The sequence below is a fragment of the Ancylobacter tetraedralis genome (assembly GCF_014195655.1).
GTDB classification, from domain to species: domain Bacteria; phylum Pseudomonadota; class Alphaproteobacteria; order Rhizobiales; family Xanthobacteraceae; genus Ancylobacter; species Ancylobacter tetraedralis.
Genome location: NZ_JACICD010000001.1, coordinates 670437 through 695732, shown reverse-complemented (window position 1 = coordinate 695732; position 25296 = coordinate 670437). Strand labels below are relative to the sequence as shown.

Sequence of the window (25296 nt, the reverse complement as noted above, 5' to 3'; positions counted from 1 at the left end):
TCAGTGCCCCGCCAGCGCGAACACGAAGCGCAGGCCGACGGTCAGGAGATACACCCCGAATCCGACCTCCAGCTGGCGCTTGGAGAAGCGGTGCGCCAGCCGCGCGCCGAGCGGGGCGGCCAGCGTCGCCACGCCGCCGACCAGTATGAGACCGGGCAGCGAGACATAGCCGAGCGAGAAGGGCGGCAGCTGCGCCAGATGCGGCAGCCCGCTGACGATATAGCCGAGCGTACCCGGCACCGCGATGAGCGCGCCGAGCCCCGCCGAGGTGGCGATCGCCGTGTGGATCGGCACGCGGTAGAGCGTGAGCACCACCGTCGCGATGCCGCCGCCGCTGATGCCGATCAACGGCGAGGCGGCACCGATGGCGAAGGCATAGGCCGACATGGCCAGCCGGCCGGGCAGTCGCTCCGCCAGAACCCAGCTGTCGCGGCCGAACAGAAGCTTCGACGACATCAGCACGGTGAACAGCACGAAGGCGATCTTCAGCACCGTGTCCGGCGAGATGGCCGCCAGCGCGGAGCCGGCGACGACGCCGACCACGAGCGGAAGCGCCCATTGCCGCAGCACGGTATTATCGACCTTCGTGCGGGCGCGATGGGCAAAGAAAGAGCGCAACGCGGTGGGCACGATGATAGCGAGCGCGGTGCCGACCGAGACATGCATGCGCTCGCCATCGCCCACCCCGATGGCGCCGAACACCTCATAGAGCACCGGCACCAGGATCGCCCCGCCGCCAATGCCGAACAAACCGGCGAGGATACCCGTGGCAAAGCCCGCCGCCAGCAGCGCGCCGGCCAGCCACATCAGATGGTCGAGCGGAATGGATTCGAGCATCAGGCCACCAGCGCCGCGCGCCCGGCCGCGCGCCGCGCCTCGGCCCGACGCACCTCATCCACCGCCGCCCGCAGTACCGGCAACCCCGCCTCGGGCTTCACGCCTTCCGTGGCAAGGTGCCGACGATAGGCCCGCGCGCCCGGCCGGCCGGTGAACAGGCCCAGCATGTGACGGGTGACGTCATGCAGGCGCCCGCCCGTCGCGCGATGCGCGGCGATATAGGGCTCGAAGGCCTCCACCGCCGCGAAGCCGTCCGCATGCGGCGCCGGCTCGCCGAACAGCACCGGGTCGACCGCCAGAAGCAGGTCCGGATTCTGGTAGGCGGCCCGCCCCAGCATCACCCCGTCGACATAAGCGAGCTGCGCCTGAGCCTCCTCCAGCGTCAGGATTCCGCCATTGATGCTCACCGGCACATCCGGCAAGCGCTGATCGAGCAAGCGCTGCTTGAGCCGGTGCACACGACCGTAATCGAGCGGGGGAACGTCGCGGTTCTCCTTCGGCGACAGGCCCTGCAGCCACGCCTTGCGGGCATGCACGATCAATCCGTCCACGCCCGCCGCCAGCACGGCGTCGGCCAGCGCGTCGAGGGCGGTCTCGGGGTCCTGCTCGTCGACGCCGATGCGGCACTTGACCGTGACGGGAATGGCGACCTCCGCCTTCATGGCGGCGACGCAGCGCGCCACCAGCGCGGGATCGCGCATCAGGCAGGCGCCGAAATTGCCGCCCTGCACGCGGTCGGACGGGCAGCCGACATTGAGATTGATCTCGTCATAGCCCCAGTCCGCACAGATCCGCGCCGCCTTGGCCAGCGCCTCCGGCTCCGAGCCACCGAGCTGCACCGCCAGCGGATGCTCGACATCGGAGAACCCAAGCAGCCGCTCGCGATCCCCGAAGATGACCGCATTGGCCGTGACCATCTCCGTATAGAGCCGCGCGTGGGACGACAGCGTACGATGGAACGCTCGGCAGTGCCGGTCGGTCCAGTCCATCATCGGGGCAATAGAAAATCTAAATGATTGATCTTTCGGCATTATTTTTGTAACTTCAAGGAGCTGGGCCGCGTCGTGTGCACTCGATTTTTCGCCACGATACGCCCCAATTTCCGATTTTTCGACGCGTGAGTGCACACGGAGCGCGCACGGATTCGCTGCCTTCACTAAACTAAAATCCAGCTCCTGGAGAGCCCGGATCCGTCGGAAGGGACAGTACGTCAACGAGACGTTCCTGCGCTGTCAGGATGCCGAAGAATGGGTGCTCGACAATGGACGCTCGACTTGGAGCGCCGCATCGATCGCCAGGAACCCGCTGTCATGCGCAAGTCGCGCGAGGCGAAACGCTCCGCGATCCCGTCGCGCTCCACCGCCAGGACATGGCTGAGGTGGGGATCCGGATCGGCCGCTCCAAGGATTTCTGCCTCACCGCCCTCGACGAGGCGCTCGAGCCCTGAAGATCGCCGAGATCGACCGCGAGCGCCTCATCAAATACGGAAGGGACCGCGCCAAAGAACGGGCTGGTCCGGTCAGCATGGACTTCGGATATATCAAGACCGTGCTCTCCCACGCTGCGGCGGTCCACGGCGTGACCCTCTCGACCGAGCCCCTCGATCTCGCGCGCATCGCCCTGAAGCGGCTCGGCCTGATTGGAAAAGGCAAGGAGCGGGATCGCCGGCCGACGCAGGACGAACCCAACCGCATCCTCACGGCGCTGGACGAGAATCCTCGGCAGAGCATTCCCGTTAGACGCATCGTGCGCTTTGCTGCAGCTACGGCCATGCGTCAGGCAGAAATCTGCCGCGTCGAATGGCGCGACTTCGATCCAAGGACGCGGATGCTGCTCATTCGGGACCGCAGGGACCCGCGCAGGAAAGATGGCAACCATCAGCGCATCCCGCTGCTCGATGTGGCGGGTTATGACGCGTGTGAGATCATCGAGTAGCAAGGAGCCGCCTTGAGCCGTCGAGAAGGCCGCATCTTCCCCTACAACGGCCGCTCGGTCGGCACCGCGTTTCGTCGGCAGTGCCAGGACCTCAAGATCGAGGACCTGCATTTCCACGACCTGCGCCACGAAGGCACCAGCCGGCTGTTTGAGGCAGGTTTCTCCATCGAACAGGTGGCGCTCGTGACCGGCCACAAGGACTGGAAGATGCTGCGGCGCTATACACACCTCAAGCCGGAGGCGCTGCACACTATCCGGGCACCGAGAGCGGCTTAGTAGACGAGAGAAAGGTTAGGTCGCGACAGCAGAGGCAGCAGCGTTTCTCCCTGCCGCTTGATCTCGCGCAGATAGGGCGTGTCGGACAATATGAACTGAGTAATGCCGAGGTCCTGGTATTTTCGAAGCGAACCGGCGACGTCCTCGGCCGAACCGACCAACCAGGTCGTGCCGGCGCCACCACCGCCGAACTTGCCCGGAGCCGTATAGAGATTGTCGTCGAGCACGTCGCCGCGGTGATGCAGGTCGAGCAGGCGCTGCTGACCAACGGCGGCTGGGCCCCTGTGATCCTGCCAGCCGGCGCCTCCGGTTCTGGCCATCTCCGCCACCTTTGCCTCGGCGTCGGCCCAGGCCTGCGCCGTCGTATCCCGCACCAGCGTCGTGATGCGCAGGCCGAACTCGAGAGGCGGGAGATCGCGATCCAGCGTGCGGCCCAAGGCCTTCAGACGTTCGATCCGCTCGGCCACGCCGTCGCGCGGCTCCCCCCAAAAGAGTTGAACATCCGCCTCGGTCGCCGCGACGCGTTCGGCCGCCTCGGAGGCCCCACCGAAATAGAAGCGCGGGTGCAGCCGGGCGCCGCGCGCGGTGATACGCGGCTCCACCGTTGCGCCCGCGACCAGGAAGTAGTCGCCGCTGAAGGTGACATCCTCCTCGGTCCAAAGCCGGCGCACCAGTCGCATGAATTCGCGGGTCCGCGCATAACGTTGCGTGGCGTCCCCCTCGCTGTCGCCATAGGCGGCAAGGCTGTCCTTGCCTGAGACGATGTTGAAACGGGTTCGGCCATCCGAAAGCTGGTCAAGCGTTGCCGCCGCACACGCGAACTGGGCCGGCTGCCAATAGCCCGGACGGATGGCGATCAGGGGCTCGAAACGGGTCGTGCGCGCAGCGAGCGCCGCTGCGACCGTAAAGGTGTCTGGCCGCCCCCAACCGGTGCCGATCAACGCACCGCTCCAGCCGTACTCTTCAAGTGCCTTCGCCTGATCGGTCAGGCTGTCGAGCGTGCCAGAATTCGACGCCGGCACGTCGCCACGATGGCCGGCCTTCACGTCGTTGGGGATGTACCAAAGGAAGTCAGAACGGCTCATTTCAATCCACGTTCCATGAGCGCCGAGGCAGCGGATGGAAGTCTCTATAGTATATTGACTTTATATAATAAAGCTCTGAATGTTGGTCATCCCAAGACATGGAGCCTTTCCCATGCGCGTTCGCGCCCTGCTCGTTGCTGCCACATTTTCACTAGTGTGGGTCGCTGGTTCATCCGCTGTCTCCTCCGCCCGCGCGGAGACGAATGAGTTGCGGATCGCCCAGCAGTTCGGAATCGCCTATCTGCCCCTGATCGTCGCGAAGGAGCAGAAACTCATCGAGAAACACGCCGCCACCGCTGGCGTAAACGATCTCAAGGTCGAGTGGCTGCGCCTCTCCGGCGCGGCCGCCATGAACGATTCGCTTATCTCCGGCGGCCTCGATTTCGCGACGGCCGGCGTTGCTCCGGCGATCCTCACCTGGGACAAGACGCGCGGCAAAACGGACATCCTGCTGATCGCCGCCCTCGGCTCCATGCCGAATGTGCTGACCACCAACAACCCGAACGTGAAGACAATCAAGGACTTCACCGATACCGATCGCATCGCCCTGCCCTCGGTCAAGGTCGGGTTCCAGCCGATTGTGCTCCAGATCGCAGCCGAGAAGGCCTTTGGCCAATATGACAAGCTCGATCATCTCACCGTGAGCCTGCCACATCCGGATGCGACGGCCTCGATCCTCTCCGGGACCGGCGGCATCACTGCCCACTTCACCTCGCCGCCGTTTTTCGAGCAGCAGTTGCAGAACGACAAGGTTCATGCGGTGCTGAACAGCTACGATGTGCTCGGCGGCCCGCACACCTTCAACGTCGTCTACGGCACGAAGAAGTTTGCGTTGGACAACCCCAAGACCGTCGATGCCTTCGTCGCCGCGCTGGACGAGGCCAATGAGTGGATCAAGGCGAACCCGAAGGACGCCGCCGCCCTCTATATCGCCGCCGAGAAGTCGAAGCTGGATCCCGGTTTTGTCGAGGCCATCATCCGCGACCCGCAGATCCGCTTTACGACCGTCCCGGAGCGGGTGGAGGTGTTCGTCGACTTTGAACACCGCATCGGCCTCATCAAGCAGAAGCCGAGCTGGAAGGAACTGTTCCAGCCGGGCCTGCACGCACGCAATGGGAGCTGAGCCGGTGGGTCGGCTCCCGCCGCAGAACCAGCCGGCGGCCGGTGATGGCCCACCGCCGCTGGCTGTGGAGCACGTTACTCTGCGCTACCAAACCGACGCCGGAACGGTCACGGCGGTGGAGGACGTGTCCTTCACCATCGACGCTGGCGAGCGACTGGCTTTGCTCGGCCCCTCGGGCTGCGGCAAGTCCACGCTGCTGCGCGCCGTGGCCGGCTTCCTCAAGACGAGTTCCGGCGAAATCAGGCTCCATGGCGCGCCGGTACGCGCGCCGGGGCCCGACCGCATGGTGGTGTTCCAGGAATTCGACCAGCTTCTGCCCTGGCGGACGGTGGCGGGAAACATTGCCTTTGCCCTTCGCCGTGCCCGCGGGCTGGGTCGGGCTGAATCGTTTGAACGCGCGCGCGACTGGGCGGGGCGCGTCGGTCTCGGCGGCTTTGCCGATGCCTACCCTCACACCTTGTCGGGCGGCATGAAGCAGCGCTGTGCCATCGCCCGCGCTTTCGCCGTGCAACCCGCCATCCTGCTGATGGACGAGCCCTTCGCCGCGCTCGACGCCCTCTCCCGCCGTCGCATGCAGGATGAGCTCCTGGCCCTGTGCGAAGAGACCGGCGCCACCTGCCTGTTCGTCACCCATGCCATTGACGAGGCGCTGCATGTGGGCACCCGCGTGCTGGTCATGACGCCGCATCCCGGCCGGATCGGCGCGGAATATGCCGTGCCCGATGCGGCGCGGCAGCGGGGCACCCCCGATTTCGGCCGGCTGGAGATGGAGATCCAGCAGCGCATCTTCGGCGCGGCGCTGCCGGAGGCGAAAACCGCCGCCAGTCTCCCGGCCAGGACGGACGCTCATCATCGCGTCGAGGTTACCCACAATGTCTGAAAGCACCCTCTCGACGTCCGCCCGCCCCGCCCCGTTCACCGTGGGCCCCCGCGCACGCCGTCTCGTCATCCTCGTGGGACTTGCCCTGATCTGGGAGTCCTATGCCCGCTGGCTGGGAAACTCGCTCCTGCTGCCAAGCTTTCTGGAGACGTTGGTGGCCTTGTGGGAGAACCTGCGCAACGGCGAACTGCCCGAGCGGGTGCGCGCCTCGCTCGGCATCCTGCTCACCGGCTACGGCATCGGCATCGGCCTCGCCGCGATCATCACCGCGCTGGCCGCACTGAGCCGCTGGGGCGAGAGCCTGCTGGGGCTGCTGACGGCGATGTTCAATCCGCTGCCCGCGATTGCCCTTCTTCCCGTGGCGCTGCTGTGGTTCGGCGTCGGCGCCTCCAGCCTCGTCTTCGTCATCGTCCATTCGGTGCTCTGGCCTTTGGCGCTCGCCTGTCACGCGGGCTTTCGCGCCGTGCCGCCGACGCTGCGCATGGCGGGACGCAACATCGGGCTCACCGGCCCGTCCTATGTCGTCGGGCTGCTGATTCCCGCCGCGCTACCATCCATCCTGTCGGGACTGCGCCTCGGCTGGGCCTTCGCCTGGCGTACCCTGATCGCGGCCGAAATGGTGTTCGGGGCCAGTGCGCGAGAGGGTGGCCTTGGCTGGTTCATCTTCGTCAACCGCTCTCAGCTCGAAACCGCCAATGTCTTCGCCGGCTTGCTGACCGTGATTCTAATCGGGCTGGCCGTCGAGAGCCTTGTCTTCGCCACGCTCAACCGTCTGACCGTGCAGCGCTGGGGACAAGAAGCCTGAGAGTTGGCGCACCTCAGCAAGGTGCTCTCCACGTCACCAAACTCGCTCGACTGAACATCTGCCCCGTTACTGGCACATCAGGGCGGGCTCGCCATATAGGGCGCTCACCCGGCTTGTTGAGGACGGATCGCTACTCGCCGGTTAGACGGCAAGATGAATTCGGCTCGATTCGCTACCCGAGTGCCGGGTACTGAACGTCTGGTTTCTGCCGAGGATCTATCGGCCGTTCTTGGCGGGAGCGGGATCGTTCTGTTGGGTTCGGCAATGTCCAGTGTCGGCAATTGCCCAAATGACCGCTGTCGCGCGCCCCGACCATTCCGGTTCTCTCACCGCGGAGAAAGCCGCTCACACTCCGCCCTACGCGATGGCCAGCCCCTGCCGGTCTGCCGCGGCCGGGTCAAGGCCGTAGCCGCGCGAAGCGCCAGCCTTGATGTGGCCGCGGCGGACCGGCCCACTGGTCTTGCGCGGAAGCGCTTTTCTTGTGAATGGCTTCGGTCGGCCGGCGGGGATGTCATCGACCAGCGATAGATAGCGAGCTCCCCATTGACGTCACTCCCATATTCGCATGATCGCCCATATCACCCGCCGCGAGATGTACGATCGCGTTTGGGCCGAGCCGCTTGAGGCCGTCGCCGCCAAGCTCGGCATTTCGCATTGGCGGCTGAAGTACCTCTGCGTCCAGCATCGCGTGCCGCTGCCGACCGTGACCTATTGGCGTGACAGAACAGCCGGCAAGAATGCGAGGCCGACAATCTTTGCCTCCTTAGCCGATCCCACCGTCGAGCTCATCCGTCTCGATCCGACGAGCCCGTCAGATCCGTTTATGGGGGAGCGCCTCGAACGGGCTCGCGAGGTAGCGATCGCGCCATGCCGCCTGATGAAGCCGCGAGAGCCCAATCCGCGAACGATCGACTGGTGCCGGATCGATAAACCCCACACTGCCGTATCGCTGACCGCCCATACACTGCGCCGCGCTAAGCCGGATCATGACGGCATCATCGCGATTGGCGGGGAAGGCCTGCTGTCAATGCGGCTGGGAGCCGGTTCGATCGAGAGGGCGATCTTCATTCTCGACAGCATCGCGCGCGGGATGGAGGCGCGGGAAATTTCCTGCACCCTCGCGGGCAAGCATGTCGAAGTTCGCGGGGCGTCGACAAGGTTCCCTTCATACTGGCGGAGACGATCAGACGGCAGAAGCACGAGCCCACGACCGCTGAGTTGAAGGCGGAGGAGCGCTATCGTGTCGCACGCCAGCGGAACTGGGCGCTTTCTTATCAGCGACAATATCCCGAGTTCGACTACGTCCCAACGGATGAAGGCGTACGGGTCGCCGCGCTGCCGCTCGATCACAGGGCGCGCCATTTCCAGATGCTCGCTCGGCCGATAGATGCCGCCGCTCTGCTCGGCCAGGATCGCGATGTTGAGGTCCGCCGGGCGTGGATCGGACTTTGTCGGTAGCGGGTCCAGCGCGACGATGTGGCCGCGCTTGATATCCTCCAGCCGGGAGGCGTCGCTGGTCTCGACATAATGGGTGCGCCCGTCCACCCCATCGATGACCAGATAGAACCGCTCGCCCATCTCATCGCCCGCCAATCCCTTGTCGAGCACGCGACCGACAAGGGCATGCGAGATTCTATTGCCATGAGTGACGTATTGCTCGGCGCCTCGCGCGTCAGCGAGGCCGTGATCGGCCAGCGCGCGGTGCATGGTGCGCAGGATGTCCTCACGCTCGCCCATCGCCCGGAGAGTGCTGTCGGCCCGGTCGGCAAGGCTCCAGCGTCCTGGCTCGATCTCCTCGGCGATGGCAAAGCTCTCCAGCCGCTTCACCCGATCGGTGAGAACAAGCCGGTTGGTCCGCACGAGATAGCTTTCTCCAGCGTCCGGTCGCAGGTCGACGACGCCGTGTTCGCGCTGCTCGGCGATCATCATCCGATCCAGCCGCGTGAAGCGATCCGCGTCCACCTCATGGCGCAGCTTGTTCTTCAGCTCGACCTCGGTCTGCGGGCCGAGCTCCAGCGTCATCAGCTCACTCGCCCGATGGCGGATGCCATGGGCGATGTAGTCACCGGCGACGTTGAGGATGCGGCCGTCGTCCAGCACGCCACGAACGAGGATATGACTGTGGGGATGGCCGGTGTTGTGATGATCGACGGCGATCCAGTCGAGCTTGGTCCCGAGGTCACTCTCCATGTGCTGCATCAGGTCACGGGTGAAACGCTTCAGGTCACTGAGCTCGGCGGCATCCTCCGGCGCGACGATGAAGCGGAACTGGTGGCGAACCTCACCGCTGCGCTCCATGAAGGCCCTGGCGTCGACCTCGTCACCTAGCGCCGAGTAGGCCCGCCCTCTCTCGCCGTCGCGGGTAACCCCGTCACGTTCGAGGTAGCGTAGATGCGCGCCGACCGCGCCGACCGAGACGGCGCCGCGCATCTTCGGGCCGCGCGCGCTCTTCCCCTTCCCGGCAAGCCTCACCACCCGCGCCTTCACCACGACGCGGCGGGAACGGAACCGGCCTGACGAACCGCTCTGCCAGCCGCCGCCATCGCGCGGCAGCGAGGCCATCACCTTGGCGCCGCGACCCCGGGCGTTGAAGCAGTGCTGCGCGCACATCAGCAGCGTTGGGACGACGCGGATCGCGCCATCGGCTACTCCGTCACACGACAGGAAGAGGCGGCAGCATCCGGCGATGAAGAGCGCCTGATCGCGAGGCTCTTCGCGGCAGACGCCAACTCTCTGCGCGGCCTTTCCGCAAAGCTCGACGTGCTGATCACCATCGGTGCGGATGGCGCAGAGGGGCGGCATTTCCCGTGGCCGGAACTGCGGCGCATCCGTAGGGATGTTGCACACTTGATGCAGTTGCGGTGTCACAATGCCGCCGGCTTCACTGCCTGAAGCAATCCTTGCACGCCAGGAAGTACGGATACGGATGGTGCAATGCTCGCGGCGGAGCAACAGCCCGAACACGTCCGCCGAATGCCGATTCCAGAGGTGTCGACCTTCGGGCTCTGAGGCCTTCATCATCGCCATGAGCGCCGCGGTCATTCCTGTGAATGCTGTCGACCTCGTGCAGTCGGCTTGCCATTTGGGACTGGAGGCCAGTTGCGCCGGCGAGACCATTCATATGGTGCAATCGAGGGACGACATCGCAATGTGTTCACCAATTTGCCGATGGAAGGAACGATGGATGGCTTCAAGCTGTGTAATTACGTCCGCAACCGCGAGCTACGGGTGAAGATCATCGTGGCCTCGGGCGAGGCGATCATCGAAGAGAGTGCCCTGCCTACGGGCCGCAGGTTCTTTTATAAGCCCTATCACGACCGCGTTATCACCGACGCCATAGGCCGCATGCCGTCGAACGAAGCACGGAAATCCCCTGCCGTCCTCAACGACAACCACTTGTCACATTGCTGAGATCCTCACGAACGCGGGGCCTCGCGGGACCTGGCGCACGCGATGTGAATGGTGAACGATTGGCATTTCTAAATGAAGCGACCGCCACCTAGCGGGCGAATAATCGCTTGAAATCAATCGTCCGGGGGGAGCAGCGCAAACAGGCCCGACAGGGCCAGGGCGCGAAACCCGCCGCGCACCCCGAAAACCGGCGACACGCCGAGCGAGCGGATGATCGGCACATAGGTGGACGAGCCGCGTTCGCTGCTGCAGAACACGACAACGGTCTGGCCATCGGTCAATGCGAGCCGATTGTGGGAGCGCAGACCGAACCGGTCGACGATGGTCATCTTCGGCACCACGACGGCCTGTTCGACCAGTCCGTCACGCGCGCGGGCGCGCTCCCCACGAACATCGACGAGCAGCGCGCCGGCAGCCACCGCCGCAGCGGCCTCTTCCGGTGTCAGATGATCGGGCGGCACGATCTCGGTAGCATCGGTCATGGAGATGTCCTTCGTCGCGAGGCGTTGCCTCAGCCCTGTCGCTCAGGAACAGGGCTCGTCGACCATGGCGAGGAGGTGGCCATGGGCCCGCAGATCCGCCAGCGTGCAGTGGTCGAGCACGTCGCAGATCGCCATGCGGACCTTGACCATGATGTGGCGGATCTCGCAGGTCGTCTCGTCGCAATCCGGACAGGGTGAATAGCCGCTGCGGCTGGCGCAGGCGATGGGAGCGAGCGGACCGTCAATCGCCCGGATGACCTTTCCGACAATGATATCGACGGCCGGCCGCGCGAGGCAGTAACCGCCCTGCGGTCCCTTGCGGGCACTCACATAGCCCGCATTGCGCAATTCGGAGAGAATGGATTCAAGGAACTTGCGGGGTATGCCGCGCGCCTCGGCGATCTCACCGACCTGCGCCCGTCTGCCTGCATCAATGCCGGCCAGGTATACGAGAGCCTTCAGCCCGTATTTTCCCTTCATCGTCAGCAAATGTAATGCGAGCCTTCCAACGTACGGGCAAGGATCAGCCCAGCTTTGTGCGAAACCTATGCCATGTGGCCGTACGGGTGAAGCGTGAGTTTCCGCCAAGGAAGCGCAACTCACACGACTTCGGATGGCGCGAGACCGTGCCGAACCGCTTGTGGCGGACCGGCATGGCAGGGGTTAGCGCGCAGGGCGCTATCAGCCGCAGGAGATTGCCGGCTCGCCGCCGAGCAGAGCCGGCGCTCCACCTTCCACATCGTAGACCTCGGAGAACCCGGCCTCGATCAGCGTCCGCACGAGCGGCTCGGATCCTTTGGGGCTGCCACAGAACAGCACGATCTTCTGCTCCGGCGCCACGCGGGCAACGCGGCGCGTCAGCACGTCGACGACGTCCGGCTTGGCAACGACAACCGCGCCGGCGACTTCGCCATCGCGGTTACGCCCGGTCAGGCTGCGGACATCGATGAGCAGGGCGCCCTGCGCGACCGCCTTGTGAGCTTCGGCGGCTGTGATCCGGAAGGCCGGGCGGACTTCGGAAGCGGTGGTTTCGGTCATTGTCGGTTCCTTGGTGGTGAGACAAAGCTCTGGTGAGACACAGGAGGGCCGTGCGGCCGTCCTCCCGAAGTGGGGTTGGCGACGTTTGCGAGTGCCGGCATGCCGCGCGCTCAGGTTGCGGCGAGAATCTCCTGCTCGAGGGTTGCGATCAGTTCGGCCGAAGGAGACAGTTCCCCCCGCTCGATCCCCCGCACGGCTGCGACAATCGCCGCGTTCGCGGGCGTCGCGATGCCAAGGCGGCTGCCGGTCTCCACGACGAGTGCGTTGAGGAAGTCGATCTCGGTGCGGCGCCCGCGCAGGACGTCCTGCCCCATCGACGGCCGTTGATATTCGCTGCGCCGGCCGTTGCGGGTCTCTTCGATGAGGATGCCCTCGACTTCGGTATAGGCAGCAGCATCGCCGCGCCCGGCACGACGCAGCGTGTCCGGGTCGATGCGGCTGACCGCCTGCAGCTTCAGCCCCTGCGCGAAGCCGACATCAACGGCTTCGCTGCCCAAGCGTATGGCGAAGCGGCGCGCCACGTCGTTTCGGGTGATGTCATTCCCCGACAGACTGCTGGCCGCCGAGAGCGAATTGCGCATCGCGTTGACCGAGAGCTTGGTCCAGCGCTCCGCATAGAGATCGGTGGTGATCTGCACCGTGTCGACGTCGCCCAGCACGGCGGCGAGATTTTGCAGCCGTGGTGTGAGGCTGCCGTCGAGTTCCCCCACGCGCAGGACGCCCGGCACGCCGCGCGGCACCGCGCGGCGAATTTTTGCCGGCTCATAGAGCTCGGCGGCGATGCCGGCAATCACCACGCCAACGGTGCGCTCGCGGCCGGCGACGCTCGCCACGCGCTCATCATTGATGCAGTTCTGCGCCGAGGCGATCACGCCCTGGGGAGTCAGGTAGGGCAGGATGAGCCGGGTCGCCCAGAGCGTGTCGTAGGACTTCAGCGCGATCAACGCGATGTCGAACGGGGCTTCGCGAACGAAGCCCTGGACATCGCCGACATGCAGGATGCGGACGGGAACGTTGATGCTCTCCTCCGGCGTGAGGCCCGACAGGGAGAAGCCGTCGCGGCGCACCGCCTCGACATTCTCCGGCCAGGGATCGATGAGCGTGACGTCGTGGCCGGCGCGGGCGAGGTAGGCGCCGATATAGCCGCCGACGGCGCCGGCACCGACGATGGCAACCCTGTTGGTCATGGGGCGGAATTCCTTGGAGCTATTGCGCGAGCTTTGAGTGCAATGTTAATCTATAGGACATATAGATATTATATTGAACCTATTTGAAGCAACAGGAATTCCGATGACGCTTCTGGATCGTCTCATCACGGCAGCGGTTGTCACGCTGCTGCTGGTGTCTGCCGTGCATGCCGACACCTATCCGTCGCGCCCGGTGACGCTCATCGTGCCTTTTGCTCCGGGCGGCGGGCTGGACGTGCTGGCGCGGGCGCTGAGCCCCGAGCTGGAGACACGTCTGGAGCAGCCCTTCGTGGTGGAGAACAAGCCGGGCGCCGGCTCGGCGGTCGGCACCGAGCAGGTCGCGCGCGCCGTGCCGGACGGCTACACGCTGCTCGTCACCTCCGATTCGCTGGTCACCGGGGCGGCCGTAAACAAGGATCTGCGCTACGATCCGGTGACGGACCTCGTGCCGGTCTCCGCGCCCTACCAGTCCAGCTATGTGCTGGTGGTTCACCCGAGCCTCGGCGTGTCGACGCTCAAGGAGCTCATCGCCAAGCTGAAGGCCGAGCCCGGCAAGTATAATTACGCCAGCTCCGGGATCGGCGGCTCGCCGCATCTGTCGGCGGCTTATTTCATCCAGCGCACCGGGGTGGACATCGTGCATGTGCCGCTGAAGGGCTCGTCGCAAATGGTCGCGGAGTTGCTGTCGGGCCGGGTGCAGATCGCCTTCCTCGGCCTCAGCACGACCTCCCAGTACATCGCCGACGGCAGCCTCAAGGCGCTCGCCGTGACCTCGCCCGAGCGTTACCCGCAACTGCCCGACGTGCCGACCGTGGCCGAGGCCGGGGTACCGGACTTCAAGATCGTCACCTGGTCCGGCGTCTTCGCGCCGAAGGGCACGCCGCAGCCGATCGTCGAGCGCCTGCAGAAGGAGATTTCCGCCATCGTGCAGCGCGCCGACTTCGCCAAGAGGACCGTCGCCAACGGCAACACGCCCTATGGCTCGTCCTCGGCGGCGCTCGGCGACGCCGTGACGGCGGACCTCGCCCTGTGGCGCGCGATCGTCAAGGCCGGAAACATCCAGGCGCAGTGAGCGCCGCCTCCGCATCCCTCTCACCGGAAGATCCTCATGAAACGCGTCGTCGTCGCGCTCCTCGCGCTGGCCGGCATGGCCGGGCTGTCGCCCGCCGCCATGGCGGATGACTATCCCGCCAAGCCGATCACCATCGTCGTCCCCTATGCGCCGGGCGGTGGCGTGGATGTGGCGGTTCGCACCATCGCTCCGTTCCTGCAGCAGCGGCTGGGCCAGCCCGTGGTGGTCGACAACAAGCCGGGTGCGGCGACGCTGATCGGCACCGAGGCGGTCGCCCGGTCCGCGCCCGACGGCTACACGCTGCTGGCGATTTCCGATTCGCTGGTGACCAACTTCGCCACGGCCAAGGAGCCGCGTATCAACCCGATCACCGATCTGGAGCCCATCGTCGCGACGCAGACGTCGAGCTACCTGCTGGTCGTGCATCCCAGCCTTGAGGTGAACAGCCTTGGGGAACTCGTTGCCAAGCTGAAGGCCAATCCGGACCGCTACAACTACGCGAGCTCCGGCCTTGGCGGCGCGACCCATCTGACCACCGAGTCTTTCCTCTCCCGCACCGGCACCAAGCTGGTGCATGTGCCGCTGCGCGGGGCGGGGCCGATCATCCCGGAAATACTCTCGGGCCGGGTGCAGCTCGCCTTCATGGGGCTGACCTCGATCGGCGAGCCGCTGGCGACCGGCCAGCTCAAGGCGCTGGCGACCACCGACCGGCAGCGCCAGCCGAGCTTGCCCGACGTGCCGACCTTCGCGGAGGCGGGTGTGCCGGATTTCGAGGTGGTCAACTGGTTCGGCCTGTTCGCGCCCAAGGGCACGCCCGACGCCGTGCTGGATGGGCTCAACCGGGAGGTCGTCGACATCGTGCGCTCCGAGGATGTCGCGGCCAAGATCCGCGCCACCGGCGGCAAGCCTTTCGGCTCGACGCGCCCGGATTTCCGCACCATCGTCGATGCCGACTATGCGCGGTGGAAGTCGCTGATCGCGACCGGCAATATCCAGCTTCAGTGAGCGCAATGGCCATTACCCCCAATCATACCAAGCGCCGGCTCGCGAAAGGCGAGCTGGCACTGGGCCTGTCGCTTCGGCAGGCCCGGACGGTCGACATCGGCAAGATCGCCCGCGCGAGCGGCTTCGACTTCCTGTTCATCGACACCGAGCACAGCCCGATCTCGCTCGACACGGTGGCGCAGATCGCCGTCGCCGCGCAGGATGCCGGCGTGACGCCGCTGGTGCGGCCGGCGGGCGATGATCCCGCCTTGCTGGCGCGTCTGCTCGACAGCGGCGCGATGGGGCTCATCGTGCCGCATGTCGACACAGCCGAGCAGGCGCGGCGCATCGTCGACGCCACGCTGTTCGCGCCCATCGGCCGGCGCGCCATGGTGCCGTTCCTGCCGCAGCTCGGCTTCGAGGCGCTGGCGCCGGCCAAGGTGGTGGACACCGTCAACGCCGACACGCTCATCGTGGTCATGCTGGAAAGTCCCGAGGCGATCGCCAATGCCGACGCCATCGCGACGACGCGGGGCGTGGACGTGCTGATGATCGGGGTGAACGATCTCGCCGCCGAATCCGGCGTTCTGGGAGAGACCGATCACCCCGTGATCCGCGAGGCCTTCCGCGTGACGAACGAGGCCTGCCGACGTCATGGCAAGATCTTCGGTGCCGGAGGGCTCAAGGACCGCGCGGTGATCGAGGGCTATATCGCGCAGGGCCTGCGCTTCCTGCCCACCGGCTCCGATCTCGGCTATTTCCTTCAGGCGGCTTCCGCCGATACGCGCCACTGGCGCACGGTCGGCGCGGCGGTCGCCGAAGTCGCCCTGGCAGCCGACTGATTTCCGCCCACACCGCAAGGCCGCGACCGGGAATGGCCCGGACGCGGCTTTTGTCGTCGCGCCAACCGTCACCGGAAGGAGACGAACGGCTCCGGGTTCGGGTGGATGCCGAGGGCGCTGTTCACGCGGTTGCTGAAGTTGAAATAGGCGGCGATGCCGGCCGCTTCGAGGATCTCGCGCTCGCTCAGGCCGACGCTGCGCAGCCCCTCAATGTCGGACGGCTCGATCTCCGCCGGGGCGCGGCTGATCTTGACCGCGTAGTCGGCGATGGCGCGCTCGCGCGGGGTGAGATCGGCACGGCGGTAGTTCACCTCCAACTTGCCCACCCACAGCGGGTCCCCGGTGATCTGCCGCAGCTTGGCGGCATGCCCGAACACGCAGGGCTCGCAGCGATTGTCGACACTGACGACGAGGGCGATCAGCTCGCGCTCCTTGCCGCTCAGGCCGCTGTCGAAATCGACGGTGAGCGAGCGGCTCAGCGCATCCTGCGCCAGCAGCAGGGCCGGAATCTGCGCCAGTACATATTGCGTGTTGCGAATGTATCCCCGCTTCTCCAGCGAGTCGGCGAACAGGGCGTCGGTCTCGGGCGTGGCGGTCGGGGCGGGCAGGTCGAGCCAGGACACCAGGCCCTCGACATGGGCCGTGGGGGCGGTCTCTGCCTTTTTTGCGACGTTTGCCATGGTCGGTTTCCTTGTGTCAGATCTCGAGATCTAGGCCGTTGCGCTTGAGCAGCGCATTGAAATTGCTGATGTCCCAGGTGGTGCGGCCTTTGGCGAGTTCGGCCCGGATGCCGGCCTCCTTCGCCTCGCGCTTGGTGGCGACGTCCAGCACCGCATCGACCTCGGCGAGCGGGATGATGACCAGCCCGTCATCATCGCCGATCACGAGATCACCCGGATTCACATGGATGCCGCCGAACACGATCGGCTCGGCGAGGGGCCCGAGGGATTCCTTGATGGTGCCGCGGATCGACACGGCACGGGTGAAGATCGGAAAGCCAAGGTCGCGGATGCTGGCGGCATCGCGCACGCCACCATTGGTGACGAGGCCAGCCAGACCAAGGGCCTTGGCGGATGTCGCCATGACATCGCCGAACGAGCCCTGCTCGGGATAGTCGCCGGCGTCGACCACCAGCACGTCGCCGGGCTTGGCCAGCTTCAGCGCGGCATGAAGGGTGAGATTGTCACCGGGCGGCGACTTCAGCGTGAAGGCTGGACCCAGGATCCGAATGCCGGGATAGGTTGGCTTGATGGCGGAATCGACAGCTCCCCTGCGGCCGAAGGCTTCGTGGGCGGTCGCCGCGCCGATGGCGCGAAACGCCTCGATCTGCGCGGCGGTCGGGCGCGGAAAATCACGGTTGATCTTGGACATAGGAGGCCTCGTCAGGCGGGAAGCGTGAAGGGCTGGGCGGAGACGGCTCCCTTGCGCGGGAACTCCTCCCAGTAATGGCGCAAATTCTTGCCCGGCAGTTCGGCATAGGGGCGCTTGAGCAGCTCCTCGCGGTCGAGGTCGATGCCAAGGCCGGGAGTGGTCGGCAGATCGACCCAGCCGGCCTCGATGTTCAGGCCTTGCGCTGTGATCGGCCGGGTCGGCTCGATCAGGTTCACGAACAGTTCGGCGATGGTGAAATTGGTGATCAGTGCCGACAGCTGGACCGTCGCGGCCAGACCGACGATCGGGCTGTTGAAATTGTGCGGACTGACCCCCACGGCATGCGGTGCGGCGAGCGTCGCGATGTCCAGCATGGCGGACAGGCCGCCGACCGCGCAGATGTCGGGGTTGATGATGTCGGCCGCCTGCTTCTGGAACACCGGAAGGAAGCCTTCCTTGGTGTAGATCGCTTCCCCGACCACGATGGGAATATGCGTCGAGCGCTTCACCTGGGCGGTGAGGTCGATGTTGTCGGGCGGGCAGGGCTCCTCGTACCAGCCGATGTCATACTCCGCGAAGCGCTCGGCCAGACGGATGGCATGGACCGGGGCGAGACGGCGATGGCCGTCGACCAGCAGCTCCACATTCGGGCCGACCGCCTCGCGCATCGCCTTCACATGGGCGACGGCCTCGTTCTCGTCGGCGCGGGAGATGAAGTTGCGCCACGGGCCGGGAATGGGATCCCACTTGATGGCGTCATAGCCCTGACGAACGACCTCGACGGCGCGGGACACCGTCTCATCGACACCCTTGGCACCGAACCACCAACCATTGGCATAGACACGGATTTTCTCGCGGACCGCGCCACCGAGCAGCTTATGGACCGGCAGGCCGGCAGCCTTGCCGATAATGTCCCAGGAGGCGATCTCGATCGCGCTCCAGGCGGCCAGAAAGTCCACGGAGCTGCGCCGAATCGCGAAATCGTCCAGCAGCACCTGCCCGAGATGGCGCAGGTGGAACACGTCCCGCCCAACGATCAGCGGCGCGATGGACTGCAGGTAGCCATCGACCACCTTCTCCTTCTTGCCGCTCACATAAGATTCGCCCCAGCCGTGAAGCCCGCTATCTGTCTCGATTCGAACAAATAGAAGATTCTTAGCGGTGCCTGGATTGTATAGAAACGCCTCTACGCGCGCTATCTTCACTATATTTCTCATCCATTGAGCAAAAATTGAATCAATCGATCGACGTCCTGCATCAAATTAGGGAATGATGCCGGCCTCAACTTGATCAATTAATTCCGCATGATCGCGAATTGGAGATGTGGCGTGCCACCTCCAGCGTCTTTTGCCTCCCGCGCCGGACGACATCGCTTATAGCGCTAGACACCGACCGGTTCAATCAATATAACATAATTCATATAGACTAAATCGGGTCACTCAGCTTTGCCTCCGCTCGCCACCTACACGCTTCGCCGCCTGGCGCAGACAATTCCCGTTATTGAATTGATAATGCTAGGGAATTTTATCTTGCTGAAAGCGATTCCGGGAGATCTCGTCGACGTCATCGCCGGTGAAGGCGGTGCCGCGTCTCCCGAATATATGGACATGCTGCGCGCCCAGTTCGGGCTCGACCGGCCGGATTGGGCGCAGTTCCTCGCCTATGTCCGGCAGCTGGGGCACTTCGATCTCGGCTACTCCTTCCGCCACAACATGCCGATCTCCCAGCTCATCCTGGACCGGCTGCCGGCGACCTTGCTGCTCATCGGCGCGGCGGTCGCCCTGGCTGTCGGCCTCGGGCTGCTGCTCGGCGCATTGGCCGCGCGCTTTCGCGGCGGGCTGGTCGATCAGGCGGTGTCAGTCTTCGCCGCCGTGGTTTTCGCCACGCCCGTGTTCTGGATCGGCCTCATGGCCATCGTACTGTTTGCCGTGCAGCTGCGCTGGTTTCCCCTCGGCGGCATGACGCAGATCGGCGGCCCTCCGGGCGTGCTCGGCGCCGTCGGTGATATTGCCTATCATCTGGTTTTGCCGGCCTCGACGCTGAGCCTGGCCTATCTCGCCCTTTATGCGCGGGTGACGCGGGCCGCGATGGGCGAGGTCTACGACCTCGACTATGTGCGCACCGCGCGGGCGAAGGGGATATCCGAGGCGCGCATTGCCATTCGCCATGTGCTGCGCAACGCGCTGCTTCCCGTGGTCACGCTGAGCGGCCTGCAGCTCGGCTCGGTGCTTGGCGGCGCGGTCGTCGTCGAGACCGTGTTCTCCTGGCCCGGCATGGGGCGCCTTGCCTTCGAGGCGGTGAGCGACCGCGACATCAACCTGCTGCTCAGCCTGTTCCTGTGCAATTCGCTGCTCGTGATCGTCATGAGCCTTGTCATCGATCTTCTCTATGGGGTGCTCGACCCGCGGGTCGAGCTGGCGTCATGAGCAGGTTCATCGCCCTCGCGCGTACAAACCCCTCTGCCCTCGTCGGGCTGGCGCTGCTGCTGGCTCTGGCAGGCGTCGCTACGGGAGCCGGCGTCCTCTATCCCGGCGATCCGATGGCCATGGTCGGGCCTCGCTCGCTCTGGCCATTGCGCGATGCGGCCTTCCCCCTGGGGACTGATCAGCTCGGCCGCGACGTCGCGGCCCAGCTCTGCCATGCCGCGCGCGTTTCGCTCTCGATCGGCGTCGGCGCCGCGATCCTCGCGACGATGATCGGCGTCAGTGTCGGAGCGCTCGCCGGTTACGCGGGCGGCCGCCTCGACGATGCGCTGACCCGGCTCAGCGAGTATTTCCAGACCATCCCGACTTTCCTGTTCTCCATGGTGCTGGTGGCCGTGCTGGCGCCGTCCATCGGCAGCGTCACACTGGCCATCGGGCTGACAGCGTGGCCCGAGATCGCGCGGCTGACCCGCGCGGAAGTCTTTCGAATCCGGCGCGCCGACTATGTGCTGGCCGCCGAGACGATGGGCCTCGGCCACGCCCGGATCATCGCCACGCATATTCTGCCGAACAGCCTCGCTCCGGTGATCGTCATGGTCTCCGCCGTGGTCGCCCACGCCATTCTGGTCGAGGCCGCACTCGCCTTTCTCGGTCTCGGCGATCCCAACACGATCTCCTGGGGCAGCATGATCGGCAATGCCCGCCCGCTGCTGCGCACCGCCTGGTATCTCACCGCGCTGCCCGGCCTTGCCATCTTTGTCGCCGTCATGGGCTTCGTGCTGCTGGGTGGGGGCGTGGCGGACCTGCTGAACCCGCGCATGCGCGTGCGCCGGACGAGCGCGGGCGAACTCCGCGGAGGCGACGCATGAGCCCGTCGCTGCTGGAGGTCCGCGAGCTGTCGATCGGCTTTGCCGCCGCACGGGGTGTCGTCTCCGCCGTGGAGCGATTGTCCTTCGACATCGCCCCGGGCGAAACACTGGCCCTCGTCGGCGAATCCGGCTGCGGCAAGACGGTGACCGGCCTCAGCCTGATGGGGCTGCTGCCCTCCGCGCGGATCGGCGGATCGGCCCGCCTCGCCGGGCAGGAGGTCCTGGGCCTCACCCCGCGCCAGCGCCGCAAGCATCGCGGCGCGCCCATCGCCATGGTGTTTCAGGATCCGCTCACCTCGCTCAACCCGGTGATGACCATCGGCGCGCAGCTCGTCGAGGCGATCCGCGCGGATCGCCCCGTCAGCCGACGCGAGGCGGCCGATTACGCCCTGCACCTGCTGGAGCGCGTGCGCATTCCCGCACCGCGCCAGCGGCTCGGGGAATATCCGCACCGTCTGTCGGGCGGTATGCGCCAGCGCGTCGTCATCGCCCTTGCGCTGGCCCAGCGGCCGGCCCTGCTGATCGCCGACGAGCCGACCACCGCACTCGACGTGACGATCCAGGCGCAGATCCTCCAATTGCTGCTGGAGCTCAAGAACGAGAACGGCATGGCGCTGCTGCTGATCACACATGACCTCGCGGTCGTGTCGGAAACGGCGGACCGCGTGCTGGTGATGCGTCACGGGCAGGCCGTCGAGGAACAGCCCGTCATTCCTTTCTTCGAGGCGCCGCGCCATCCCTATAGCCGCGGACTGATCGCCGCGCGTCCCCAGCCGCGCCCCCGCTTCGGGCCGCGTCCACGCCTGCCCGAGCTGGTCGATAGCGGGGAGTTTGCCGGCTGATGCTCGAGATCCAGGGACTGGACGTCGATTACCGCTCGCATGGCGGCACGGTGCGGGCCGTGCGAGGCGTTGACCTCGCGGTCGGGCGCGGCGAGACGCTCGGGCTGGTGGGCGAATCCGGCTGCGGCAAGTCCTCGCTCGCACGTGCCGTGATGCGGCTCACCGATGTCGCCCGTGGCGCGATTCGCATCGACGGGATCGACATCGCCCGCCTGAAGGGACGGGCCCTGCTGCCCTATCGTCGCAAATTGCAGATGGTGTTCCAGGACTCGGCGTCCTCGCTCGATCCGCGCTTTGACATGACCCGGATCATCGAGGAGCCATTGCGGACCACGCAGGCCAATGGCGCCGCCCGCGCGCGCCGGGTTGCTTCGCTGATGGATCAGGTCGGGCTCGCGGCCTCGCTGAAAGACCGTTACCCGCATGAGCTGTCCGGCGGCCAGCGCCAGCGCGCCGCGATCGCCCGCGCGCTCGCCTGCGGACCCGAGCTTCTGGTGCTCGACGAGCCGGTCTCCGCTCTCGACGTATCGCTGCAGGCGCAGGTTCTGAACCTGCTGGTTGACCTGCAGCAGGAATACAAGCTCGCCTACCTGTTCGTCAGTCACGATATCGGTGTCGTCCAGCACATGGCCGACCGCGTGGCGGTCATGTATCTCGGCCGGATCGTCGAGACCGGTACGCATGCCGACGTGCTGGCCGCACCGGCTCATCCCTATACACAGGCGTTGCTGGCGGCCGTACCGGTCATCAGCCCGCGTACTCACCGGATCGCGAACAGGCCCGTGGTGACCGGCGAATTGCCGAGCCCGCTCAACCCGCCCACCGGCTGCGCCTTTCATCCGCGCTGCCCGCTCGTGCAGGCGCGCTGTCGACATGCGGTTCCGCAGCTGCGCGTCGCCGGCGAGGGGCGCGCGGTCGCGTGCCACCTCCACGAGACATCCCAGGTTTCGTCGCTTTGCCTCCAAGAAGGACTCGTACCCGCATGACAGCCGCTTCCCCCGTTGCGCTGACGCGCGACCACATTGACGTCGTGGCTGTCGCCCGCGCACTCGCCGACGACATCGCCCGCGACGCCGCCCGTCGTGACCGCGAACACATCCTGCCCTACGAGGCGTTCGAGGAGATTCGGCACAGTCGGCTCGGCGCATTGCGTGTCCCGCGCCGCTATGGCGGGCTGGAGGCCAGCTGGCGGCAGGTCGCCGAGGTCTATCTGCTGCTCTCCAAGGCGGACACCAACGTCGCACAGGGCTTCATCCCGCATATCACCTCGGTCGAGCGGCTGGCGCTGCATGGTACGGAGGAGCAGAAGCGCCACTTCTTCGCGAGGGTGGTGGCGGGGGATTTGTTCGGCGTCGCCAATGCCGAACTCGGTGGCTCGGTGCGCGGCGCGGTCGCCACGACGCTGACGCGGGACGGTGCGAACTGGCGGCTGAACGGGCGGAAATACTATTCGACCGGCAGCCTGTTCGCCCAGCATCTGCGCGTCACCGCGATCACGCCGGACGGCGAACGCGTCGCGGTGCTGATCCCGCGCGAGCGTGATGGCATCCGCCTGCTCGACGACTGGGACGGGATGGGCCAGCGCACCACGGCCAGCGGCACGACCGAGCTGGAGAATGTTCTGGTCCTTGACAGCGAGATCATGAGCTCGGCCGGCTGGCATGGCTTGCCGCGCGATTACACCGATGCGGGGGTCCACCTGCTGCATGCGGGGCTGGAAGTGGGCATCGGCCTCGCTGTGCTGGACGATTCAGTCACCTATGCCCGCAGCCGAGCCCGCACGGTGCGCGAGAGCGGCGTCGTGCGTGCCGCGGAGGATCCGTTCATCCAGCACGCCATCGGCAAGATCGCGACCCGGGCACATGCGGCACAGGCGCTATTCCTGCACACCGCCGATCTGATCGACCGCGTGGCGGATGCTCCCGCGCGCGGCGTCGAGGGGGCGGCGCTGGAGCGGCTGGTCGCCGAGGCGGCCGCCGGCGTGTCGGAGATCAAGATCTTCGCGGCCGAGGTGGCGTTGAGCACGTCCGAGACGCTCTACGAGGTCGGCGGCGCGTCGATCACCCGCGCCGACGCCAATTACGACCGCCATTGGCGCAACGCCCGCACCCACACCACCCATGACCCGCTGGCCTATCGCGCGAAGGGACTGGGTGCCTGGTACCTCGACGGCATCGCGCCGCCGGTCGCCAACGCCTGACGCACCGCCATCAAACGAACAGGAGCGACCCGTGATCGCGATCGAACGTCGTACATTCCTCTCCCTGCTGCTGGGCTCGGCCGTCGCGCCGGCGTTCAGCGGCGCCGTGCACGCGGCCGGCCCCCTCAAGGGCGGCACGCTGGTGGCGGTGATCAACCCCGAGCCGACCGTGCTCACCAGCGCGGTGAGCAATCATTATTCGGTCAACGTCGTCTCGCCCAACGTCTATGACGGCTTGCTAAGCTACGACCACGCGATGCAGCCGCTGCCGAGCCTCGCCCAGAGCTGGGAGGTCGCGCCGGACAACCTCTCCATCACCTTCAAGCTGCGCCCCGGCGTGAAATGGCATGACGGCACGCCCTTCACCTCCAAGGACGTGCGTTATAGCGTGCTGGAGCTCTGGAAAAAGCTCCACCCGCGCGGGCGGACCACCTTCGCCAGCGTGACCGACGTGGAAACGCCGGACGAGCGGACCGCGGTGCTGCGCCTGTCGCAATCCTCGCCGATCATTCTGGGCGCCCTCAGCGCCGCGGAATCGCAGGTGCTGCCGGCCCATATCTATGCCGGGTCGGAGCCTGCCAAGAACCCCGCCAACCTCAAGCCGATCGGCACCGGGCCGTTCCGCTTCGTGCGCTGGAACAAGGGCGAATACATCGAGTTCGAGCGCAATCCGGACTATTGGGATGCCGGCAAGCCGTATGTCGACAAGCTGATCTTCCGCATCATCCCGGATGCCGCATCCCGCGCGGCCGCCTTCGAGGTGGGCGAGGTGCAGTATGGCCCGTTCGATCCCGTGCCGCTGGCCGACATCGCCCGTCTGAAGCAGGATCCCAAGCTCGCCTTCACCACGCAGGGCTATGAGTGGCTCTCGCCCATCTTCACCTTCGAGTTCAATACCCAGGACGCCATCACCGGCAATGTGAAGGTGCGCCAGGCCATCGCCCATGCCATCGACAAGCAGGGGCTGATCGACGCGGCGTGGTACGGCTTCGGCACGGTCGCCACCAGCCCGATCCCGCACTACCAGAAGTACTTCTCGAAGAATCTGCCGGCCTATCCGTTCGATCCGGCCAAGGCGAACGCGCTGCTCGACGAGGCGGGCTTCCCGCGCAAGGACGGCGGCGTGCGCTTCTCGATCTTCTTCGATTATGAATCGAACACGGATGCGCTGCAGAACACTGCCGAATTCCTCCGGCAGAACCTCAAGCAGGTCGGCATCGATCTCAAGTTGCGCTCGCAGGACACGCCCACCCTCTACAAGCGCGTCTACACCGACTACGACTTCCAGACCCGCGCCGGCCAGTTCTCGGCGATGATCGACCCGGCCATGGGCCTCTACCGGCTCTACTGGACCAAATCCATCGCCAAGGGCGTGCCCAACACCAATGGCGCGCGCTACTCCAACCCCGAACTCGACAAGCTGATCGAGATCACCCAGAGCAACCCGGATCCGGCCCAGCGTCTGGCGGCTTTCGAGGGCTGGCAGAAGATTGCCATGACCGACCTGCCGAACATTCCGCTGTTCGAGCTGCAGCGTTTGACGGTCTACAGCAAGCGTCTGCGGGGCATCCCCGACACGCCCGACCAGGCCTTCAGCGGACTGAAGGATGTCTGGCTCGAGAACGGGGCCTGAG

Annotated in this window: 24 protein-coding genes and 1 pseudogene; 14 read left to right on the top strand and 11 right to left on the bottom strand. The window is 65.9% G+C overall.

Annotation, left to right across the window (positions count from 1 at the left end; translation table 11 throughout):
* Nucleotides 1-837, bottom strand: coding sequence for a sulfite exporter TauE/SafE family protein (locus FHS55_RS03175; protein WP_183188204.1), 837 nt, complete (start codon nucleotides 835-837; stop codon nucleotides 1-3).
* Nucleotides 837-1868, bottom strand: coding sequence for a tRNA dihydrouridine(20/20a) synthase DusA (gene dusA / locus FHS55_RS03170; protein WP_183188203.1), 1032 nt, complete (start codon nucleotides 1866-1868; stop codon nucleotides 837-839). Before dusA ends, FHS55_RS03175 begins: the two co-directional genes overlap by 1 nt.
* Before the next feature lie 493 nt (nucleotides 1869-2361).
* Here dusA and FHS55_RS03165 point away from each other — a divergent pair.
* Nucleotides 2362-3048, top strand: a pseudogene (locus FHS55_RS03165) (site-specific integrase).
* Here the strand turns inward: FHS55_RS03165 and FHS55_RS03160 are convergent.
* A complete protein-coding gene (locus tag FHS55_RS03160; protein ID WP_183188202.1) occupies nucleotides 3045-4133 on the bottom strand; it encodes an LLM class flavin-dependent oxidoreductase in 1089 nt (362 codons plus the stop codon). The pseudogene FHS55_RS03165 and the gene FHS55_RS03160 overlap by 4 nt on opposite strands.
* Before the next feature lie 112 nt (nucleotides 4134-4245).
* Here FHS55_RS03160 and FHS55_RS03155 point away from each other — a divergent pair, with 112 nt between their 5' ends.
* The 3 genes from FHS55_RS03155 to FHS55_RS03145 are packed head-to-tail and all read left to right on the top strand — an operon-like array spanning nucleotide 4246 to nucleotide 6941.
* Nucleotides 4246-5256: an ABC transporter substrate-binding protein gene (locus FHS55_RS03155; RefSeq protein ID WP_183188201.1), complete on the top strand. Its 1011-nt coding sequence runs from the start codon at nucleotides 4246-4248 to the stop codon at nucleotides 5254-5256.
* A gap of 4 nt (nucleotides 5257-5260) precedes the next feature.
* The gene (locus FHS55_RS03150) at nucleotides 5261-6136 is read left to right on the top strand and encodes an ATP-binding cassette domain-containing protein (RefSeq protein ID WP_183188200.1); all 876 of its coding nucleotides are present in this window, start codon (nucleotides 5261-5263) and stop codon (nucleotides 6134-6136) included.
* Nucleotides 6129-6941: an ABC transporter permease gene (locus FHS55_RS03145; RefSeq protein WP_183188199.1), complete on the top strand. Its 813-nt coding sequence runs from the start codon at nucleotides 6129-6131 to the stop codon at nucleotides 6939-6941. Before FHS55_RS03150 ends, FHS55_RS03145 begins: the two co-directional genes overlap by 8 nt.
* A gap of 984 nt (nucleotides 6942-7925) precedes the next feature.
* Here FHS55_RS03145 and FHS55_RS23330 read toward each other — a convergent pair.
* Complete coding sequence (locus tag FHS55_RS23330) at nucleotides 7926-9983, bottom strand: DUF3363 domain-containing protein (RefSeq protein WP_246339779.1); 2058 nt, start codon at nucleotides 9981-9983, stop codon at nucleotides 7926-7928.
* 138 nt (nucleotides 9984-10121) lie between these two features.
* Between FHS55_RS23330 and FHS55_RS23780 the strand changes: the two genes are divergently transcribed.
* The gene (locus FHS55_RS23780) at nucleotides 10122-10352 is read left to right on the top strand and encodes a hypothetical protein (RefSeq protein ID WP_343055951.1); all 231 of its coding nucleotides are present in this window, start codon (nucleotides 10122-10124) and stop codon (nucleotides 10350-10352) included.
* Nucleotides 10353-10465: 113 nt separating this feature from the next.
* Here the strand turns inward: FHS55_RS23780 and FHS55_RS03130 are convergent, their stop codons facing one another.
* The 4 genes from FHS55_RS03130 to FHS55_RS03115 form a co-directional block, all read right to left on the bottom strand.
* Nucleotides 10466-10834, bottom strand: a complete 369-nt coding sequence (locus FHS55_RS03130) for a rhodanese-like domain-containing protein (RefSeq protein WP_183188198.1) — start codon at nucleotides 10832-10834, stop codon at nucleotides 10466-10468.
* Between the two features lie 42 nt (nucleotides 10835-10876).
* Nucleotides 10877-11323, bottom strand: coding sequence for an RrF2 family transcriptional regulator (locus tag FHS55_RS03125; protein WP_246339778.1), 447 nt, complete (start codon nucleotides 11321-11323; stop codon nucleotides 10877-10879).
* A gap of 192 nt (nucleotides 11324-11515) precedes the next feature.
* Nucleotides 11516-11872, bottom strand: coding sequence for a rhodanese-like domain-containing protein (locus tag FHS55_RS03120; protein WP_183188197.1), 357 nt, complete (start codon nucleotides 11870-11872; stop codon nucleotides 11516-11518).
* A gap of 110 nt (nucleotides 11873-11982) precedes the next feature.
* Entirely contained in the window at nucleotides 11983-13059 is a 1077-nt protein-coding gene (locus FHS55_RS03115) for a ketopantoate reductase family protein (protein WP_183188196.1), read from the bottom strand.
* Nucleotides 13060-13162: 103 nt separating this feature from the next.
* Here FHS55_RS03115 and FHS55_RS03110 point away from each other — a divergent pair, with 103 nt between their 5' ends.
* Genes FHS55_RS03110 through FHS55_RS03100 form a run of 3 tightly spaced genes read left to right on the top strand, consistent with a single transcriptional unit; the run spans nucleotide 13163 to nucleotide 15957 of the window.
* Nucleotides 13163-14131 (top strand): Bug family tripartite tricarboxylate transporter substrate binding protein, encoded by a 969-nt coding sequence (locus FHS55_RS03110; RefSeq protein WP_183188195.1) that lies wholly within the window; start codon nucleotides 13163-13165, stop codon nucleotides 14129-14131.
* 36 nt (nucleotides 14132-14167) lie between these two features.
* Nucleotides 14168-15136: a Bug family tripartite tricarboxylate transporter substrate binding protein gene (locus FHS55_RS03105; protein WP_183188194.1), complete on the top strand. Its 969-nt coding sequence runs from the start codon at nucleotides 14168-14170 to the stop codon at nucleotides 15134-15136.
* A 5-nt stretch (nucleotides 15137-15141) separates the two neighbouring features.
* Nucleotides 15142-15957, top strand: a complete 816-nt coding sequence (locus tag FHS55_RS03100; RefSeq protein ID WP_183188193.1) for an HpcH/HpaI aldolase family protein — start codon at nucleotides 15142-15144, stop codon at nucleotides 15955-15957.
* 68 nt (nucleotides 15958-16025) lie between these two features.
* Here the strand turns inward: FHS55_RS03100 and FHS55_RS03095 are convergent, their stop codons facing one another.
* Genes FHS55_RS03095 through FHS55_RS03085 form a run of 3 tightly spaced genes read right to left on the bottom strand, consistent with a single transcriptional unit; the run spans nucleotide 16026 to nucleotide 18545 of the window.
* Nucleotides 16026-16637 carry a peroxidase-related enzyme gene (locus FHS55_RS03095; protein ID WP_183188192.1) on the bottom strand — a complete coding sequence of 204 codons (612 nt, stop codon included), beginning with the start codon at nucleotides 16635-16637 and terminating at the stop codon, nucleotides 16026-16028.
* Nucleotides 16638-16653: 16 nt separating this feature from the next.
* The gene (locus FHS55_RS03090) at nucleotides 16654-17328 is read right to left on the bottom strand and encodes a 4-carboxy-4-hydroxy-2-oxoadipate aldolase/oxaloacetate decarboxylase (protein WP_183188191.1); all 675 of its coding nucleotides are present in this window, start codon (nucleotides 17326-17328) and stop codon (nucleotides 16654-16656) included.
* 11 nt (nucleotides 17329-17339) lie between these two features.
* Nucleotides 17340-18545, bottom strand: coding sequence for a mandelate racemase/muconate lactonizing enzyme family protein (locus FHS55_RS03085; protein WP_210286820.1), 1206 nt, complete (start codon nucleotides 18543-18545; stop codon nucleotides 17340-17342).
* A gap of 228 nt (nucleotides 18546-18773) precedes the next feature.
* Here FHS55_RS03085 and FHS55_RS03080 point away from each other — a divergent pair, with 228 nt between their 5' ends.
* The 6 genes from FHS55_RS03080 to FHS55_RS03055 are packed head-to-tail and all read left to right on the top strand — an operon-like array spanning nucleotide 18774 to nucleotide 25295.
* On the top strand, nucleotides 18774-19754 hold the full coding sequence (locus FHS55_RS03080) for an ABC transporter permease (RefSeq protein ID WP_281379531.1): 981 nt from the start codon (nucleotides 18774-18776) through the stop codon (nucleotides 19752-19754).
* Nucleotides 19751-20620: an ABC transporter permease gene (locus FHS55_RS03075; protein WP_183188188.1), complete on the top strand. Its 870-nt coding sequence runs from the start codon at nucleotides 19751-19753 to the stop codon at nucleotides 20618-20620. The genes FHS55_RS03080 and FHS55_RS03075 overlap by 4 nt, the downstream gene beginning before the upstream one ends.
* Nucleotides 20617-21462 (top strand): ABC transporter ATP-binding protein, encoded by an 846-nt coding sequence (locus FHS55_RS03070; RefSeq protein ID WP_183188187.1) that lies wholly within the window; start codon nucleotides 20617-20619, stop codon nucleotides 21460-21462. The genes FHS55_RS03075 and FHS55_RS03070 overlap by 4 nt, the downstream gene beginning before the upstream one ends.
* Entirely contained in the window at nucleotides 21462-22448 is a 987-nt protein-coding gene (locus FHS55_RS03065; protein ID WP_183188186.1) for an ABC transporter ATP-binding protein, read from the top strand. The genes FHS55_RS03070 and FHS55_RS03065 overlap by 1 nt, the downstream gene beginning before the upstream one ends.
* Nucleotides 22445-23662 (top strand): acyl-CoA dehydrogenase family protein, encoded by a 1218-nt coding sequence (locus FHS55_RS03060; protein ID WP_183188185.1) that lies wholly within the window; start codon nucleotides 22445-22447, stop codon nucleotides 23660-23662. The genes FHS55_RS03065 and FHS55_RS03060 overlap by 4 nt, the downstream gene beginning before the upstream one ends.
* 31 nt (nucleotides 23663-23693) lie before the next feature.
* Nucleotides 23694-25295, top strand: a complete 1602-nt coding sequence (locus FHS55_RS03055) for an ABC transporter substrate-binding protein (protein ID WP_183188184.1) — start codon at nucleotides 23694-23696, stop codon at nucleotides 25293-25295.
* The last annotated feature ends 1 nt before the right edge of the window (nucleotide 25296 follow it).